Annotated in this window: 13 protein-coding genes, 1 pseudogene and 1 other annotated feature; of the genes and pseudogenes, 3 read left to right on the forward strand and 11 right to left on the reverse strand. The window is 42.8% G+C overall.

What is annotated here, in order from left to right:
* The 3 genes from MFLO_RS15695 to MFLO_RS07565 form a co-directional block, all read left to right on the forward strand.
* On the forward strand, positions 1 to 2,313 hold a 2,313-nt coding region (locus MFLO_RS15695; RefSeq protein ID WP_338151508.1), incomplete at its 5' end, for an immunoglobulin-like domain-containing protein.
* 127 nt (positions 2,314 to 2,440) lie between these two features.
* A complete protein-coding gene (locus MFLO_RS07560; protein WP_241433582.1) occupies positions 2,441 to 3,736 on the forward strand; it encodes a M60 family metallopeptidase in 1,296 nt (431 codons plus the stop codon).
* 25 nt (positions 3,737 to 3,761) lie between these two features.
* Positions 3,762 to 6,611 (forward strand): Ig-like domain-containing protein, encoded by a 2,850-nt coding sequence (locus tag MFLO_RS07565; protein ID WP_149022995.1) that lies wholly within the window; start codon positions 3,762 to 3,764, stop codon positions 6,609 to 6,611.
* An 84-nt stretch (positions 6,612 to 6,695) separates the two neighbouring features.
* Here the strand turns inward: MFLO_RS07565 and MFLO_RS07570 are convergent, their stop codons facing one another.
* The 11 genes and pseudogenes from MFLO_RS07570 to MFLO_RS07615 all read right to left on the reverse strand — a co-directional run bounded on the left by MFLO_RS07570 (position 6,696) and on the right by MFLO_RS07615 (position 15,748).
* On the reverse strand, positions 6,696 to 7,472 hold the full coding sequence (locus MFLO_RS07570) for an SDR family NAD(P)-dependent oxidoreductase (RefSeq protein WP_036097343.1): 777 nt from the start codon (positions 7,470 to 7,472) through the stop codon (positions 6,696 to 6,698).
* A 129-nt stretch (positions 7,473 to 7,601) separates the two neighbouring features.
* Entirely contained in the window at positions 7,602 to 8,987 is a 1,386-nt protein-coding gene (locus tag MFLO_RS07575; RefSeq protein WP_036097344.1) for a branched-chain amino acid transporter BcaP, read from the reverse strand.
* Between the two features lie 364 nt (positions 8,988 to 9,351).
* A complete protein-coding gene (locus MFLO_RS15075) occupies positions 9,352 to 9,462 on the reverse strand; it encodes a putative holin-like toxin (RefSeq protein ID WP_077913189.1) in 111 nt (36 codons plus the stop codon).
* Between the two features lie 239 nt (positions 9,463 to 9,701).
* Positions 9,702 to 10,984, reverse strand: a pseudogene (gene serS, locus MFLO_RS07580) (serine--tRNA ligase).
* Between the two features lie 71 nt (positions 10,985 to 11,055).
* Positions 11,056 to 11,275 (reverse strand) — a binding site (T-box leader).
* Between the two features lie 86 nt (positions 11,276 to 11,361).
* Positions 11,362 to 11,931, reverse strand: coding sequence for a PTS sugar transporter subunit IIA (locus MFLO_RS07585; RefSeq protein WP_149022996.1), 570 nt, complete (start codon positions 11,929 to 11,931; stop codon positions 11,362 to 11,364).
* A 25-nt stretch (positions 11,932 to 11,956) separates the two neighbouring features.
* Positions 11,957 to 12,253 (reverse strand): hypothetical protein, encoded by a 297-nt coding sequence (locus MFLO_RS07590; protein ID WP_149022997.1) that lies wholly within the window; start codon positions 12,251 to 12,253, stop codon positions 11,957 to 11,959.
* Between the two features lie 10 nt (positions 12,254 to 12,263).
* The gene (locus MFLO_RS07595) at positions 12,264 to 12,542 is read right to left on the reverse strand and encodes a PRD domain-containing protein (protein WP_036097347.1); all 279 of its coding nucleotides are present in this window, start codon (positions 12,540 to 12,542) and stop codon (positions 12,264 to 12,266) included.
* On the reverse strand, positions 12,518 to 13,480 hold the full coding sequence (locus MFLO_RS07600; protein WP_036097348.1) for an HTH domain-containing protein: 963 nt from the start codon (positions 13,478 to 13,480) through the stop codon (positions 12,518 to 12,520). Before MFLO_RS07600 ends, MFLO_RS07595 begins: the two co-directional genes overlap by 25 nt.
* A gap of 56 nt (positions 13,481 to 13,536) precedes the next feature.
* Entirely contained in the window at positions 13,537 to 14,244 is a 708-nt protein-coding gene (locus tag MFLO_RS07605) for an L-ribulose-5-phosphate 4-epimerase (protein WP_036097349.1), read from the reverse strand.
* Entirely contained in the window at positions 14,241 to 15,104 is an 864-nt protein-coding gene (locus MFLO_RS07610) for an L-ribulose-5-phosphate 3-epimerase (protein ID WP_036097350.1), read from the reverse strand. The genes MFLO_RS07605 and MFLO_RS07610 overlap by 4 nt, the downstream gene beginning before the upstream one ends.
* Positions 15,101 to 15,748 (reverse strand): 3-keto-L-gulonate-6-phosphate decarboxylase UlaD, encoded by a 648-nt coding sequence (locus MFLO_RS07615; protein ID WP_036097351.1) that lies wholly within the window; start codon positions 15,746 to 15,748, stop codon positions 15,101 to 15,103. The genes MFLO_RS07610 and MFLO_RS07615 overlap by 4 nt, the downstream gene beginning before the upstream one ends.
* Between the last annotated feature and the right edge of the window lie 2 nt (positions 15,749 to 15,750).

Genomic DNA, 15,750 nt, shown 5'->3' on the forward strand with positions numbered 1-15,750 from the left:
CCTTACAAGCTCAACCAAGCGAACTTGACTGGGAAATACGGTAAAGACATCTTCAAAGTACGTCTTGTGGTGAATGGCACCATCGTTCGTCAAGCTGAAATGGATGGCAACGGCAACTTCACCTTCCCAAATGTCGCGACCTTTATTCAACCTGGAGATACAGTAGAACTGGTTGGGGTGGATAGTCGTTACCAAGAGCAAAAACGAATTCCTGTGAATGTTGATGATTCGATGAATTTCGACCTTACAGTCAATCAAAATCCATACATCATAGGTACATCTACAGCTCTTACAGGTACGTATGGCAAAGATTTGTCTCGTGTACGCTTATCGGTCAACGGAAAGGTTGTTGCCCAAGCACAAACAGATGGTGCAGGCAATTACAACTTCCCGAACGCAGCTCAGTTTATTACTTCTAACAGTGATGTAGTAAAAGTATTGGGTGTAGACAGCACATTTGCACAACGTGCAGAAACTCCAGTAAATGTTCAAGGTGGTCTGGTCTATGATTACAGCCTAACAGCTGATCCTTACACGCTTAATCAAACGAACTTGACAGGGAAATATGGCAAAGATATCTTCAAAGTTCGCCTTGTGGTGAATGGAACGATTGTGCGTCAAGCTGAAATGGATGGAAATGGCAACTATACCTTCCCAAACATCGCTTCTTATATTAAACCGAGCGATAAAGTGGAACTAGTTGGAGTAGATAGTCGCTATCAAGAACAAAAGCGGATTCCAGTGACAGTTACTGATGCGACGGATTATAAATTAACAGTTGTTCAAAATCCATATATCGTGGGAACATCGAAAGCGATCACAGGCACATATGGAAAAGATATCTCGAAAGTTCGTCTTTTTGTCAATGGAACAGTTGTTGCTCAAGCAACAACAGATAGTGCAGGCAACTACAGCTTTGCAAATGCCGCTCAGTATATTAAGTCTGATCAAGATGTAGTGAAAGTGGTTGGTGTGGATAGCAGTTATGTCCAACGCGCTGAAGTAGCGGTTCCTGTTCAAGGAAGCATCGTGTATGATTATGCGTTAACCGTAGATCCTTATCGCTTGAATCAAGCAAATCTGACGGGAACTTACGGTAAAGACATTGCTCGTGTTCGTCTCTTCATTAATGGTGTGGTAGTTCGTCAAGCGGAAGTGGACGGAAACGGCAACTATACCTTCCCGAATATTGGATCAAGTATTAAAGCTGGCGATAAAGTGGAAGTAGTAGGTGTCGACAGCCGCTTTGTAGAACAACAACGAATTCCTCTATCTGTAAATGAAAACTTGGATTATGCACTAACGGTTGCTGAAAATCCATATACAATCGGGACATCAACAGCTCTATCCGGTACTTATGGAGAAGACATCAACCAAGTACGTCTCGTTGTGAATGGTACAGTTGTGACGCAAGCACAACTAGATGGTAGCGGAAACTATACGATTCCAAATGCCGCTCAATTCATTAAAGCGGCGACAGATAATGTGCAAGTGGTTGGAGTAGATAAACAGTTTGTGCAACAAGCAAGTCAAACGGTAAATCTTGCCAGCAAACCAGTGGACTATGCGCTGACAGCGCCAGCTTCTTACGAACTAAAAGGCAAACAAATTACCGGAACTTACGGCAAAGACCTTACAGCTGTTCGTTTGCTTGTCAATGGCGAAATGAAAGTTCAGGCTCAACTAGATGGGAACGGGAATTATACGTTTAACAACGTAGATTCTTTCATCACATCTGGCACAGATCAAGTAGTAGTAGTTGGCGTAGACAGCACGTATCAAGAACAAGCCCGTAAAACGATTGCGGTAACTGTTCCTAAAGATTACACGCTAACTCAAGACAGCTATAAAATTGGTCAAGATGCCTTGACTGGGAAATATGGAGCGGATATCAAAGCCGTTCGTCTCTATAAAGACGGAGTCTTGTTGGTAAACCGTAATGTGGATGGAAGCGGAAGCTTCACCTTCCCAGAAGCTTATGCCCAAATCAAAGACGATGGCGCGAACTACGAAATCGTTGGGGTGGACGCATCCAATGTGGATCAAATCCGTATCCCAGTTGTAGTCAGCGGATCGCTTGATTTTGCAGCAACAGCAAATCCTTATACACTGGGAGATGCAACAATTACAGGAACAGTAGGAGCAGATGTGAAACGTCTACAACTTGTTGTGAATGGCACCGTGAAACGCCTTGGCACAATCTCCGGTAGTACTTTCTCTGTCAGCGGAGCAGGTATTGTCGCTGGCGATAAAGTAGAAATTTATGCACAAGACAGCCACTTCATCACACGTACAGTCATCACTGTTCAGTAATTTTGAACATACCAATTGAATTAAGCCTCCCGCATCATGTGGGAGGCTCATTTTATAAAATAAGCTAATATATCAAAAAGGGGAACTACAATGAAAAAAAATGCACTTTTCAGGTCTTATACTATTGATGCTCGTTCTTTGCTTTTGGATCACCCCTGTATCAAAAGAAGCAAGCGCAGCAGAGCCATCCAATACTTTTGTAATACAAGGTAACGGAAAATTAATAGAAGAAAAAAACAGATTACAAAGAATTCGTACGGTTTCAGAACTCACTCCGACACAGTTTTATGTAAAAAAAGGGGATCGTCTCACCTATAAAGTGTCCGGCGGAGATGGTACTCCATCAAGAGCCCTTATCGCAATCGGTACCGGAGGAACTAGTTCTGGAATCATAAAAAACAGAACTACTTATGACACACAACAAACGCTAACCGCAGATCGAGATGGTGTCGTTTCACTTATTAACGAACAGCCTTCGAGCCAATTAACTTTTGAAATTATTTCAGGTGGATCAAGGATGCCCTTTTTCCGCTTAGGTGAAACAACAAATGCAGAATTCACTAATCAAATGAAACAATATAGTGCTTCTCCTTATGTTCAACTTGTTAGTAAATACGCATCTATTACAGTAAGCTATGCAAGCGCTGCTAAATATTTAACTAATCCCCAAGCATTAATGACTTACTATGATCAATTTTTAGAAGCTCAAGATCGGATTGAAGGCATCTCTGTAACAGGTCGAAACGATTATGCAGCTATAGCATCTGGTCGCTACTATCATTATGTCGAGGCTAGTAGTGGTTACATGTATGCAACCAACGAATACATGGGCTTTTCTGGAGATGCTGCCTTAAGAAGACTACTTGGTGTCACTGATAAAACTTCTGCCACTGAACTTGGATGGGGAATTTGGCACGAAACGGGACATCAAAGGCAACTTAATGCAATGACCTGGGGACAGGGTGTTGAAGTAACCGTAAATATCTATTCCTTAGCATCGGAGAAAGCTATTTCCGGAAGTTATGGTCGCCTTCATGACAGCTATCCCAATATTCAAAAGTATTTAGCTACTGACGATTCAACCAAAGATTATGATGCTCAAGATAATTTTGTAAAATTTGGTATGTTCGGTCAACTAATGGAAGTATTTGGCGATGAATTTTTCCCGCAGCTTCACCAAAAATATCGTTTACTAGGATCAGCCCCCTATAATGATGCTACCAAAAAGCAAACATTGATTGTTCAAACGTCTGAACTTGCACAAGTTAATTTAATACCTTTCTTTAAAAAATGGGGTATTGTTGCAGATTCAGCAACCGAGCAAGCTCTAACAAATTTACCAGAGCTCACTCAGCCGATCTGGTTAAATACGGATAAGGTTAAATATCGACTTGAATTACCACAAAAAAAAATATATTCCTGAATTGTTTTATTTTAAGAACAGACTAGTGAAAAGTATTAGTTCAACAAATAGTCAATTACGCATTGCCTTCAGTCCTGAATGGTTAACCGGCTATCGCTTTGTTGTAACCAAAAACGGAAACTATCTGGGCGAAGTAAATAATGCCGTACCGATCAATGGTACTAATGCAACGGTAAGCGGTCAGTATATTTATACAATAAATACACCTATCTTATCAACAGATATTTTCCAAGTAGAAGCTCGCTATGAAGGTTCCCATCTCATAACCACTCATCAAGGGCAATCAACAGGACCTGTTCCCGTCGCTCCTCCAGAAGTTAACGCTATTACTAGTAACGATACAATCGTGACTGGAAAAGCTAAAGCTGGCTCTGAAGTTGTTATCTATGCTAATAATGTGCAAATTGCACATGGAACCGCCGTTGCAAATGGTAATTTCAGTATTGTCATTCCGACACAGAGTGCTGGAACAACCATCAAAGTAACAGCTACAAACTCAGAAGGAATCACCAGTCCAGCTACTACTCTTACAGTTAAAGCGGCTGCAATTTCAGTAATTAAACCTACCGTCGCGCCAATTTCTGATGTCGATACGCTTGTAACTGGGAAGACTTCTCCAAACGCATCGGTAAAAGTCATGAATGGCAACAATACGCTTGCAGAAGGTATCACAAACGCGAATGGTGATTTTAGCATTGTTATTCCGAAACAAAAAGCTGGAACAGTACTTTCGATCCTTGCATTGATTGATACTACGACTTCTGATGCAACAGTTGTCACAGTTAGTGACAAAACACCTCCTAATGCTCCAAGTGTAAATTCTGTGAAAGAAAAAGACACGATTATCACAGGGAAAACTGAAGCAAATGCAACAATTCAAATTTCTATAAATGGAAACAAAATTGCAGAGGGAAAAGCGGATGCAAGTGGTCAGTTCTCGGTTAATATTTCTTCTCAAAAAGAGGGAACCATCTTAAGTGTGACGGCAACTGATGCAGCTGGAAATACAAGCGTGGTAAAAATGGTGACGGTAGAAAGCGCCCCTCTTGAAGCACCTACACTTAAACCAGTCGGCGATAGTGATACGTTTATTGAAGGAACTGCCACACCAGGTGCGAGTATCGAAATCTCCATCCCGCACACAAGCGGAGGTACTTCTATTTTTGAAGGAAGTGCAGACGCAACTGGCAACTTTAAAATCGTTATTCCAAAACAACAAGCCGGCACTGTCATTACTGTCATCGCAAGTAAAGACGGTCTTTCAAGTACAAAAGTAACAGTAAAAGTGAGCGATAATACTCCTCCAGTTAAAGCAACGATCGATCCACTCACAGAAGATTCTACTGTTGTTTCGGGAACAGCTGAGCCGAATGCTACAATCATCGTCTATGACACGTTTGGAAATATAATTGCGGCAGGTGGTTCGGATGCAAGCGGTCGTTATCAAGTGATCATCGTGAAGCAAGTAGTGAACTCGGTGATTCAAATTTCCGTTATGGATAGCGCTGGTAATATGAGCGAACGAGCTAGCCGCATTGTATCATCAGCTAAAATTTCGGCGCCAACGGTGAATCCGGTATCTGATAAAGACACTGTTGTGAGCGGTAAGGCTACTTCGAATGCTACGATTACACTGCAAATTCCGCAAAAAGATGGAGGAAGCCTCGATTATGAAGGAAAAGCAGATGCGGATGGCAACTTCCAAATTACGGTTGCACCTATTCAAGCAGGTTCTGTGATTCAAGTAACGGCCGCTTTGAATGGTAAAACTTCGGATAAGGTAAGCGTTACTGTAACGGAAACAGTAAAAACAGATTACAATTTGACGGTTCCAAGTGAATACGAACTTGGAAATACAACAATTTCCGGTACGTTCGGCAAAGATATCTTTAAGGTTCGACTTTGGGTGAACGGGAAAGTTGTTGCCCAAGCTACGACGGATACGAACGGCAACTACACTTTTGCAAATGTCAGTCAGTATGTTTCCAAGAAAACTGATTTGATTGAAATTGTTGGGGTTGATAAGAATTACGGGGAACAAATTCGCAAGGCTATTTCGGTAACAGGTGAAGAAGCCGCGGACTATTCTCTTTCCACTCCGAATAGCTATACGCTTGGAAACAAAACTATCTCTGGCACATTCGGCAAGGATATTTCGAAGGTTCGACTTTGGGTGAACGGCAAGGTTGTTCTCCAAGCTGCGACAGACGCAAACGGAAACTATACGCTTAATAATGTTCAGCAGTTCATCACAAATGCAAGTGATCTTGTAGAAATCGTTGGGGTTGACAGCCGCTACGTCGAACAAACTCGTAAAGCTATCACTGTTTCTGGCAATGCTACTTTTGATTACTCGCTTACGACACCAAGCAGCTACACAATCGGCGCAAACTCGGTTAGTGGAACTTTCGGCAAAGATATCGCTAAAGTTCGGCTTTGGGTAAATGGAAAAGTGGTTTTACAGGCCACAACAGATAGTAACGGAAACTACACGTTAACCAACATCAAGCAATTTATTTCCAGTCCAAGTGATGTTGTCGAAATCGTCGGCGTTGACAGCCGTTATGTGGAACAAGCACGCAAAGCAGTTCCGGTGAAAGGTGAGGAAGTGATCGACTTTTCGCTTACGGTCAATCAAAACCCTTACACGATCGGAAGCTCCACAATTTTGACGGGAACATTTGGCAAGAGTTTATCAAAAGTTCGTCTCTTTGTGAACGGTTCTGTTGTTGCTCAAGCTACAACGGACGCGAACGGAAACTACACATTCACAAATGCAGCACGTTTTATTACTTCAAAAACAGATGTGGTTCAAGTTGTGGCGGTGGATGCGCAGTATATCCAACGCGCAAGCCGCTCTGTCTTCGTCCAGTAACTCACTAAAAAATAAGCAAAAAACCCAGCAGGCATGCGCCTGCTGGGTTTTTCATAAGTGAATCAAATTTCGCTTTCGTTTTCCTCACACGATTGAAAATCCACCGTCTACGATAATATGCTGACTTGTTACGTAGCTGGAAGCATCTGAAGACAAGTAAATAATCGTGCCGTTTAGTTCGCCCTTTCGTCCTGGGCGCGACGCCGGTGTCAAACTGTTATAAAGATTCATAAATCCTTCGTGTTTAAAAAGAGAATCCGCCGTCATTTCCGACTCAAATAGTCCCGGTCCGATCGAATTCACCGTAATATTATCTTCCATGTAAGTTGCAGCCATTCCCATCGTAAGGCCGCGCACAGCCGCTTTAGAAGCATTGTAAGCATGTCTTGCAAGGTCTGGCCCTTTATCTGCTACAATCGCATTGATTGATGCAATATTAACGATTTTCCCATATTTTTGTTCTTTCATTTGCGGCACGATGTATTTCGACATCAAATAAATCCCCTTCACATTGATGTCCATCGATTTTTCCCAGTCTTCTGTTGGCAGTTCATGAACTGCACCGCGAAATGCTACACCTGCATTATTAAGTAAAATATCCACTTTAGAGAACGCTTTCAAAATTTCTTCTGAAGCTGCCTTCACACTTTCTTCATCTCCAACATCACACGCAATTGCGACAGCTTTTCTTCCCTTTGCCGTAATTTCTTTTGCTAGCTCATCAAGCTTATCTTTTCGTCTTGCAAGCAGCGCAACATCTGCCCCATAATCCGCATAGCTAAGCGCTGCATCTCTTCCAAGTCCACTTGAAGCCCCAGTTACTACCGCCACTTTTCCAGTTAAATCAAACATGTTATTCATTGTTTGCCTCCTTTGTAATCGTGCTTACTTCTATCATACTAAATGTAAGCGCTTTAATAAAGGGTTTTTTTTATTTATTTTATGTAAAAAAAGAGCCGCCTAGCATTTCCTTCGGCAGCTCTTTCTCCCTTACAAATCAGTCTTCCTAAGCTCTGAATGCTTTCTGCCGTATAAGAAGTATACGCAAAGTCCGACGACAAACCAAATCGCGAATGAAAGCCACGTGACTTTCGATAAATTCAGCATCAAATAGACACAAAGAACAAAGGATAAAATCGGAATGAATGGATAGAGCGGTGTCTTAAAGCCAGAATCCGGAATATCCTTGTTGCGTCGCAAGAATAGAATGCCAAGCGAGACCATCGAAAAGGCAAACAGTGTTCCAATATTGATCAAGGCTGCAAGATCCGCAAGCGGGACAATTCCTGCCACAAGCCCCATCAAAAACGCGAAAATGAGCGTATTCTTAACCGGCGTATTTTTCTTATTTACCTTAGCAAACGTTTTTGGAAGAAGTCCATCACGACCCATTGCAAAGATGAGGCGCGTTCCACCGTAAGACATAACAAGAATAACCGTCGTCATTCCAACGATTGCTCCAAGCGAAAGCAAACCAGCAATCCAGTTAAGGTTAAGGTACTGTAAAGCAAAGGCAACTGGTGCGCTTACACCAACAAGCTTATCGTATGAAATAACACCTGTTAGGACTGCCGAAAGCAGAATATAAAGTAGCGTACAAACGGCTAGCGAAGCAATAATCCCAATTGGCATGTTGCGTTGCGGATTTTTCACTTCCTCAGAAGCTGTCGAAACAGCATCAAAGCCGATATAAGCAAAGAATACCATCGAAGCCCCCGTAATAACTCCGTTAAATCCAAAAGGTAAAAACGGCGTCCAATTATCAGGCTTAACATAAAATGCCCCAACGACAATAAATAGGACAACTACCGCTATCTTAATCAGCACCATTAAGTTATTAACACGTGTTGATTCTCTAATTCCAAGGCTTAGGAGTATCCCGATAACAACTACAATTAGAAAGGCAGGAATATCAAAATACGTCCCGTTAGCTGGATTATACGAACCTGAAATGGCAGCAGGAATATGTAAATTAAAGCCTTCAAGCAAGCTCTTCACATAAGAAGACCAACCACTTGCAATGGCAGCAACCGCAAGACCGTATTCAAGTAGCAGCGACCAGCCTAGAATCCAAGCAATTCCTTCACCAAAAACATGATAGCTGTATGTATAGGCACTTCCAGCTACCGGTAATTTCGATGCGAATTCAGAATAGCAAAGTGCCGCCAGACAGCAGGCAATACCTGCGATGATAAACGAAAGCATGATACCTGGTCCCGCAACAATTGAAGCAACTTCCCCCGGCAAGATGAAAATCCCACCGCCAACCACAGCCCCAACACCAAGCATCGTTAAATCGAACGGTCCGAGAGTTTTATTTAGATGCACTGTATTTTCTGTATCTTGCTTGAACACCTTACGCTTAAAAAAAAGAATTTCCTCCCACTATTAACCCCTCCCAAATTATCGAATTATTAGATAGTTATCTTAACATATTTCTTCATTAAATCCCAAAATTTATAATTATTTGTTTTTAAGAAAAATATGAAAATAAACAAACTTAGCTTAATGTTTAAAGTATGCTGACTATTGACTAGTATTTATCATGCTATTACTTGCACCATACCGCTACGCAGATCCCTTTAGCAACGGAAACGATGGTTCGAGTTTACTTTCAAGTAGAATATGGTACAATGAAAAGAAAAAAGAGCCATGCATCAACATGACTCTTTGCAGCACCATTAAAAAGACGGCAGCCTTATAGAGAGAAAATAGTCCCTACTCGGTCAAAGTAAAAGGGCTATTTTTTTTGGTCATGATTAAGCTTAATGAGCACAACGATCAAGCTGATCAAGGAAAGAATAAACGTTCCAAAATCCAGCATGAGCTTTACAGCTTCGGCTACTGACACAAAGGCCGTTCGGTCGGATTCTTATTTGCATAAGCATTCCTCCCTTCTAAGATGGGTTCGTCCTCCCTCCATTCACTTGCTACTGAATGAAAGTATAACACGAGTTGTATTCGCTTACATCTGTTTACGGCAAAGTTCTTAATTCCGTCTTAGAACCTAAAAAAGCACGGCAATATGTATCTTCACACTTAAAAAAGGTTTTTCGCCAGTGCGAAAAACCTTTTTTTTCTTAGCCAAACTTATTTAGGGGCTTCAATTTTTTCGATACCGCCCATATAACCTTGAAGAACTTTTGGAATACGAATCGAGCCATCTGCTTCTTGATAGTTTTCAAGAATGGCTGCAACTGTTCTTCCGATTGCAAGTCCCGAACCGTTTAAAGTATGCATAAATTCCGGTTTCGCATTTTTCTCGCGGCGGAAGCGAATATTAGCGCGTCGTGCTTGAAAAGCTTCAAAGTTACTGCACGAAGAAATTTCGCGATATGTGCCATAACTTGGAATCCATACCTCTAGATCGTATTTTTTCGCAGCCGTGAAGCCTAGGTCAGCCGTGCACATGCTTAGCACGCGGTACGGAAGTTCGAGCCGTTTTAGCACTTCCTCAGCATTGTTTGTCAATTTTTCAAGGGTTTCATACGAATCTTCCGGTTTAACAAACTGCACGAGTTCAACTTTATTAAACTGATGCTGTCTGATGAGCCGCGCGTGTCGCGGCCGGCCGAACCTGCCTCTGAACGGAAGCAAGCACTGTACGCCGTATATTTCCGCGGCAAGTTTTCAGCATCCAAGATTTCATCGCGATGATAGTTTGTCACTGGCACTTCGGCTGTAGGAATCAAGAAATAATCTTCTGCTTCAATAAGGAAAGCATCTTCTTCAAACTTAGGGAGCTGACCCGTTCCTGTCATACTCGTACGATTTACAAGATACGGCGGTAGCATTTCTTCATAGCCGTGCTCTTCCGCATGGAGATCCATCATGAAGTTGAGGAGCGCGCGTTCAAGTCTTGCTCCAAGTTTTTTGTAGAATACGAAACGACTTCCCGTCACTTTTGCTGCATTTTCAAAGTCAAGAATCCCTAGATCGACACCAAGGTCCCAGTGCGCTTTCGGTTCAAAATCAAAATTAGGCAGTTCGCCCCATTTGCGGATTTCAACGTTATCATCTTCCGAGTCTCCGATTGGCGTCGATTCGTGAGGAATATTCGGGATCGACATCAGGATATCGTTCAGCTTCTCATCAATTTCCTTAAGTTCCAAATCAAGCGTTTTGATTTTATCCCCAACAACCCGCATTTCTTCAATTTTCGCATCCGCATTTTCTTTGCCGCGTTTCAAGACAGCAATTTCTTCCGAAACTTGATTGCGCTCACTTTTTAGCGCTTCCGTTTCCAAGATCAGCGTACGACGCCGTGCATCAAGCTCGCCAAATTGTTCCATCCCGCCTAAGTCTTCCCCGCGATGAGCCAGTTTTTGTTTCACTTCTTCAAAGTTATTTCTGAGTAATTTCACATCTAACATTTCATTATCCTCCTCTATTTTTAAAATAAAAAAAAAAACTTCCGTCTCTTCTTCACATCATTACGACACAAAGAAGGGACGGAAGTTATATCCGCGTTGCCACCCTAATTGAGACAAAAAGTCTCCAGCTTCATTTTGAGATTAACGGCTCGCACCGGAATGATTTACTTGCTTTACGCGTTCCACCATTCACTCCAAGACGGATTCACAATTTATTGTTACAGACTTGCACCAACCGTCTGCTCTCTTTGAAACAAAAGAATTGTTACTAGCTCTTGTCAACGTTTTCTTATTTTTGGATTTAATTAAAGTGTACTCCATCTTCTGAATATTGACAACCCCTTAAATGGAAAACAGCTTTTATTTTTCATCTTTGATCAGCGTTTTTTACTATTTTCCTTCACCGTAAGATTTTTCATCAAAAAAGCATCAAACATCGAATAGCCTTTCCGAAGTTCTGCCAAAAATTCATTTTCAAGCAAAAAATCGAGTTCGAACAAAAGTGGAACATGTGCCATTTTTTCCTCCGTCGACAGCAACAGAAAAAGCTCCACCTCATCTTCCTCCCCCACTCGAAGCGGCTTGTCTAAATATAACAGGCTTAACCCCGCCCGGAACGACCCAAAGCGATAATCGCTGAGCAGCAAGAGCACTTTTGGGTAAATCCACGCAGTTCGATTTGCTAGGAAATCTTTGCGGATTTGCCCGAAATAGCTTCGCTTGGCATATTTCTTTTCCAATAACGGGCGTTCGAGAAATGAAAAAACTTCCTCCATATTCTTCGCCTCACTTTTCCGAAGAGCAAAATCCGGGTTTCGTAAGAAGGTCTCAAGCTTCACCGCATCATTGTGCTTGAGTTTGACATCGCTTGTACCTTTGCTGTATAAACCTTCGATTTGGTCAAGCAGCTGATCGGAAACGGTTTCGATACCTATTTGTTCGTTCAAAAGCAATTTTAGTTTTGTCCGTGTTTTAGGCCTTTTTTTCGCCAGCTTGATAACTTTTTACAATGTTCTTTCGCGCTTCTTCTGTTAAGATGATTGGAACGTGAATCGTTTGCCCCGTAAAATGATAATAACTTGCATCAGCCGAGATGCAGAAATTAATTTTTTCAGGGAAGAACCGAGCTTTTTCGCTAGAAACGACATCTAGTACAGCTGTTTCCGGCAAAAGCTGTTTGACTTGGCTCTTTAAAAGAGAATTTAGTACATCTGAAAAATCTGAAACAATCAATACTTTTGCGATGCTGACATCGGTTTGTTCCTTCATGACCGCTTCTTCAAAAAAAAACGGCCAAATGTGCCAGTTCTTCATTCTTAAATTTGCTTTTAAAATACGTTTTAAATAATTTGTCCTGCTCAAGTAGTTGAATGACCTTTTCGGTCAGTTGAAATACTTTTTGAAATTGCTGATTAACGCTTTGTAGCGAATAAGCCGGGAGTGCCATCTGAAATTTGCGCCGGTAAAACAGCACTTTGATATAGGTTTGGATGTGTTTGGTCAGCGCGGCTTTTTCTCGAAATTCAAGTCCAATCAGTTTTTCAAATAAAAGAACCATCTTCCCGATAGTTCCAGCAGTTCGCCAAATGGGACACTTTGAAAGTGAGCATCCTCATTTTTATCCATACATAATAACAAAACCGCATAATAATGCTGTTCTTCATTACATTCAATTCCCCGATAAAGTTCCGGCAGTTCATCAAGCAAGGCTTTTGCTGCTGGAAATTCCAATCGTTCTTCGATTAAGGTCTTGTCTAACTGCTCCCATTTAAATCGAGCTTTTCCTGCTACGCGAATTTTATAAAGCTGCATCGTTTTCGTCAAAATTCGCATATCTTGTCCGGAAATTTTTTTACTGAGAATTTTTTCAGCCGTTTCAACAGCTCGGCGTGCCCTAACACGAAACGAAGTAGCCTCTTCTGCCTCATTCTCATCCGTGGCTAAGTCTAGCAGTGTATCGTAAACCAGCTTGCTGTTTTCTGTTTCTGTACGATGAACGAAATCATAAAGTAGCTCTCGGCGCTTGACTTCACCTACAGGAATAAAATAGCCGCGTGCCTTAACCGATTTGATTTCAAGTTCTTGGTCAAGAAGTTTGGCTCTTAATGATTGAATATCGTTTAAAACCGTGTTTCGCGAAACATTAAGCACACTTTGAAGCGAACTAAGCTGCCATTTTTTACTTTCAATTAAGAAGAGCGCTAAAATCACTTGGCGTCGTTCAGAGGTTGTAAGAATGCTTTCACGCACGTGCTCTTCGTCAAGCCAGCATTTGATTATGTCGGCTTGGCTCGCAGAAAGGCTCAGGCGGCCGGCTTCGCTCATCAATTTGGCGTTTCCTTCCTGCCCAAGTAAATAATTACATTTTTCGAGATAATGATAAATCGTTCGCCGCGAAAAACCCAGTAACCGCGCAAGCGATGTGATACTGGGAATTTCTTTTTGTTCGACAAGCTGTTTTAGAAATAGGCTGAAATTTGTGTCTAGTGAACGCATGATCTGCACCTCTTTTATTCTGAGCTTAGCAGACTTTTTCTCGTTTGAAAATAGCGCTATTGCCCATAATATGCTGTTTTGCCATGCTTGCGCCAGTAATGTTTGTCTAGTAGGAAACTTGGAATCGGCTGAATTTCGCCCCCTGATAGTAGCTCTGTTGCAAGTGCCATTTCCGCTACTTCATCAAGAATAATACTGTTTTCAACGGCTTGTTTACTGTTTTTCCCCCAAGAAAACGGTCCATGTCCGCGCACTACAACTCCTGGAACGGCGTTTGGATCAATCTGTCTTTTGTTGAACGCTTCGATAATCACCCGCCCGGTTTCCTGCTCGTAGCCGCGCTCAATTTCTGCTTTGGAAAGCATCCGAGTACACGGAACCGCGCCATAGAACGCATCCGCATGGGTGGTTCCGTAAGCCGGGATATCACGTCCTGCTTGAGCAAAACTGACCGCCCATTTCGAGTGCGTATGAACAATGGCACTAACCTCGGGAAAGTTTTGATACAAAACAACATGGGTAGCGAGATCGGATGACGGTTTGAGCTGACCGGTAAACAGATTTCCTTCAAGGTTTGTCACGACCATTTTATCTGGTGTCATCGCGTCGTATGCTACGCCGCTCGGTTTAATCACAATCACACCGGCCGCTTCATCTTTTACACTAACGTTTCCCCAAGTTAGTTTCACAAGTCCAGCTCTTGGAAGTGCAAGATTTGCTTCGCAGACTTCCTGTTTCAACTGCTTAATTCGCTCTTGGTTCATTTTATTTCGGCCTCCTTCCATTTCGTTTCAATGAAGTTTTTGGCGGCTGCCAGTTCCGCTTCGCAGTTTGGACTTTGCTCGCCCCACATTTCAATCAAATATGGACCGGCGTAGCCAAGCTGCTGCAAGGTTTTAAAGGCGCCGGCAAAATCGACACAACCGCTGCCAAAAGGCACTTCTTTGAATTTGCCGGGAAAGTCGGTTGTGACGGGCAGGGTATCTTTTAAATGGATCGCGACTGTGTCAGAGATTCCCTCCGCCAATTCGAAACCAAGATCGTTTTCAGGCCAAGCGGAAAGATTGCCAATGTCGGGATAGAGTTTTAGCCACGGCGAGGCGCCGATTTCTGCTTTAAGATGCAGATATTTCGTGACGGAGCTCATGAACGGGTCATCCATAATTTCGATCGCGAGAATGACTTGTTTTGCGGCAGCCCACTCAAGCGAACGCTGAAGGTTTTCAATAAACCAGGCGCGCGTGAGCAGGCTTTTACTTTCGTAGTAGACATCATAGCCGGCAAGCTGGATAACGCGAATACCAAGATCAGATGCCAAGTCGATTGCTTTTTGCATCAAGAGAAGTCCGGTTTCTCGGATAGCCGGATCAAGCGAACCAAGCGGGTAACGTCGATGCCCGCTTAAGCACATGGAAGGTATCCGAATGCCACTTGCAAGGCTTAATGCTCGTAAGGTTGCTCGTTCGCTCGCTGTCCAGTCAAGCCGCGCTAAGCGCTCATCGCTCTCATCGATTGACAGTTCAATGAAGTCAAAATGAGACTGCCGCGCCAGTTTGAACTTCTCTTCCCAGCTAAAGCTTTTCGGGAGCGCTTTTTCATAGATTCCAAGGGGTTGCTTTTTCATGAACTTGCTCCAAAAATTTCGCGAATCGTTTGTTTCATTTTACGGGCAGCCATTTGCGGGTCTGTCGCTTCTGTGATGGAACGCCCCGCGATGAAGGTAAAAACCTCGACATCTTGAAAGAGCGGAAGTGTGTCAATTTCGAGACCGCCTGTCACCGACACCCGAAAGCCCATTTCAGCAAGCCGCTTTACTCGCGTTAAATCTTTTTCTCCCCAAGTTTCACCTGCAAGAAGTGCATCGCGACTCTGATGATAAACTGCTTGCGAAATCCCTGCTTCAAGCCAGTCTTCTGCATCTTGATACGTCCAGTTCCCATACAGTTCGACTTGCAGTTCCGAAATCTCTTCGGCAGCTTTTTTCATCGTCGGAAGCGTCGCCGAGCAAATCGCGGTCATCCAGTCCGCTCCAGCCGCACGACAGTTTTCTGCTACCGTACTTCCAGCATCGGCACATTTCGTATCCGCCACAATAATTTTATCCGGGTAAAGTGCGCGCAGACACTTCACCGCCTGCATCCCTTCGGCAAGGCAAAGAATCGTTCCAGCTTCAATGATATCCACTTCTTCGCCTACTTTTTGGACAGTTCCTAAGGCATCGCTTAGGCTTGACTGGTCTAGTGCTACTTGTAAATTTGGAATTGCCATTC

Origin of the sequence: Listeria floridensis FSL S10-1187 (assembly GCF_000525875.1) — a bacterium.
Lineage (GTDB): Bacteria > Bacillota > Bacilli > Lactobacillales > Listeriaceae > Listeria > Listeria floridensis.

Bases quoted from the DNA above. Each gene is read 5' to 3' on its own strand.
- MFLO_RS07560 (WP_241433582.1), top strand. From the start codon at position 2,441: ATGCTCGTTCTTTGCTTTTGGATCACCCCTGTATCAAAAGAAGCAAGC.
- MFLO_RS07570 (WP_036097343.1), bottom strand. From the start codon at position 7,472: ATGAATAACATGTTTGATTTAACTGGAAAAGTGGCGGTAGTAACTGGG.
- MFLO_RS07590 (WP_149022997.1), bottom strand. From the start codon at position 12,253: ATGAAGGAACAAACCGATGTCAGCATCGCAAAAGTATTGATTGTTTCA.
- MFLO_RS07595 (WP_036097347.1), bottom strand. From the start codon at position 12,542: ATGGTTCTTTTATTTGAAAAACTGATTGGACTTGAATTTCGAGAAAAA.
- MFLO_RS07600 (WP_036097348.1), bottom strand. From the start codon at position 13,480: ATGCGTTCACTAGACACAAATTTCAGCCTATTTCTAAAACAGCTTGTC.
- MFLO_RS07605 (WP_036097349.1), bottom strand. From the start codon at position 14,244: ATGAACCAAGAGCGAATTAAGCAGTTGAAACAGGAAGTCTGCGAAGCA.
- MFLO_RS07610 (WP_036097350.1), bottom strand. From the start codon at position 15,104: ATGAAAAAGCAACCCCTTGGAATCTATGAAAAAGCGCTCCCGAAAAGC.
- MFLO_RS07615 (WP_036097351.1), bottom strand. From the start codon at position 15,748: ATGGCAATTCCAAATTTACAAGTAGCACTAGACCAGTCAAGCCTAAGC.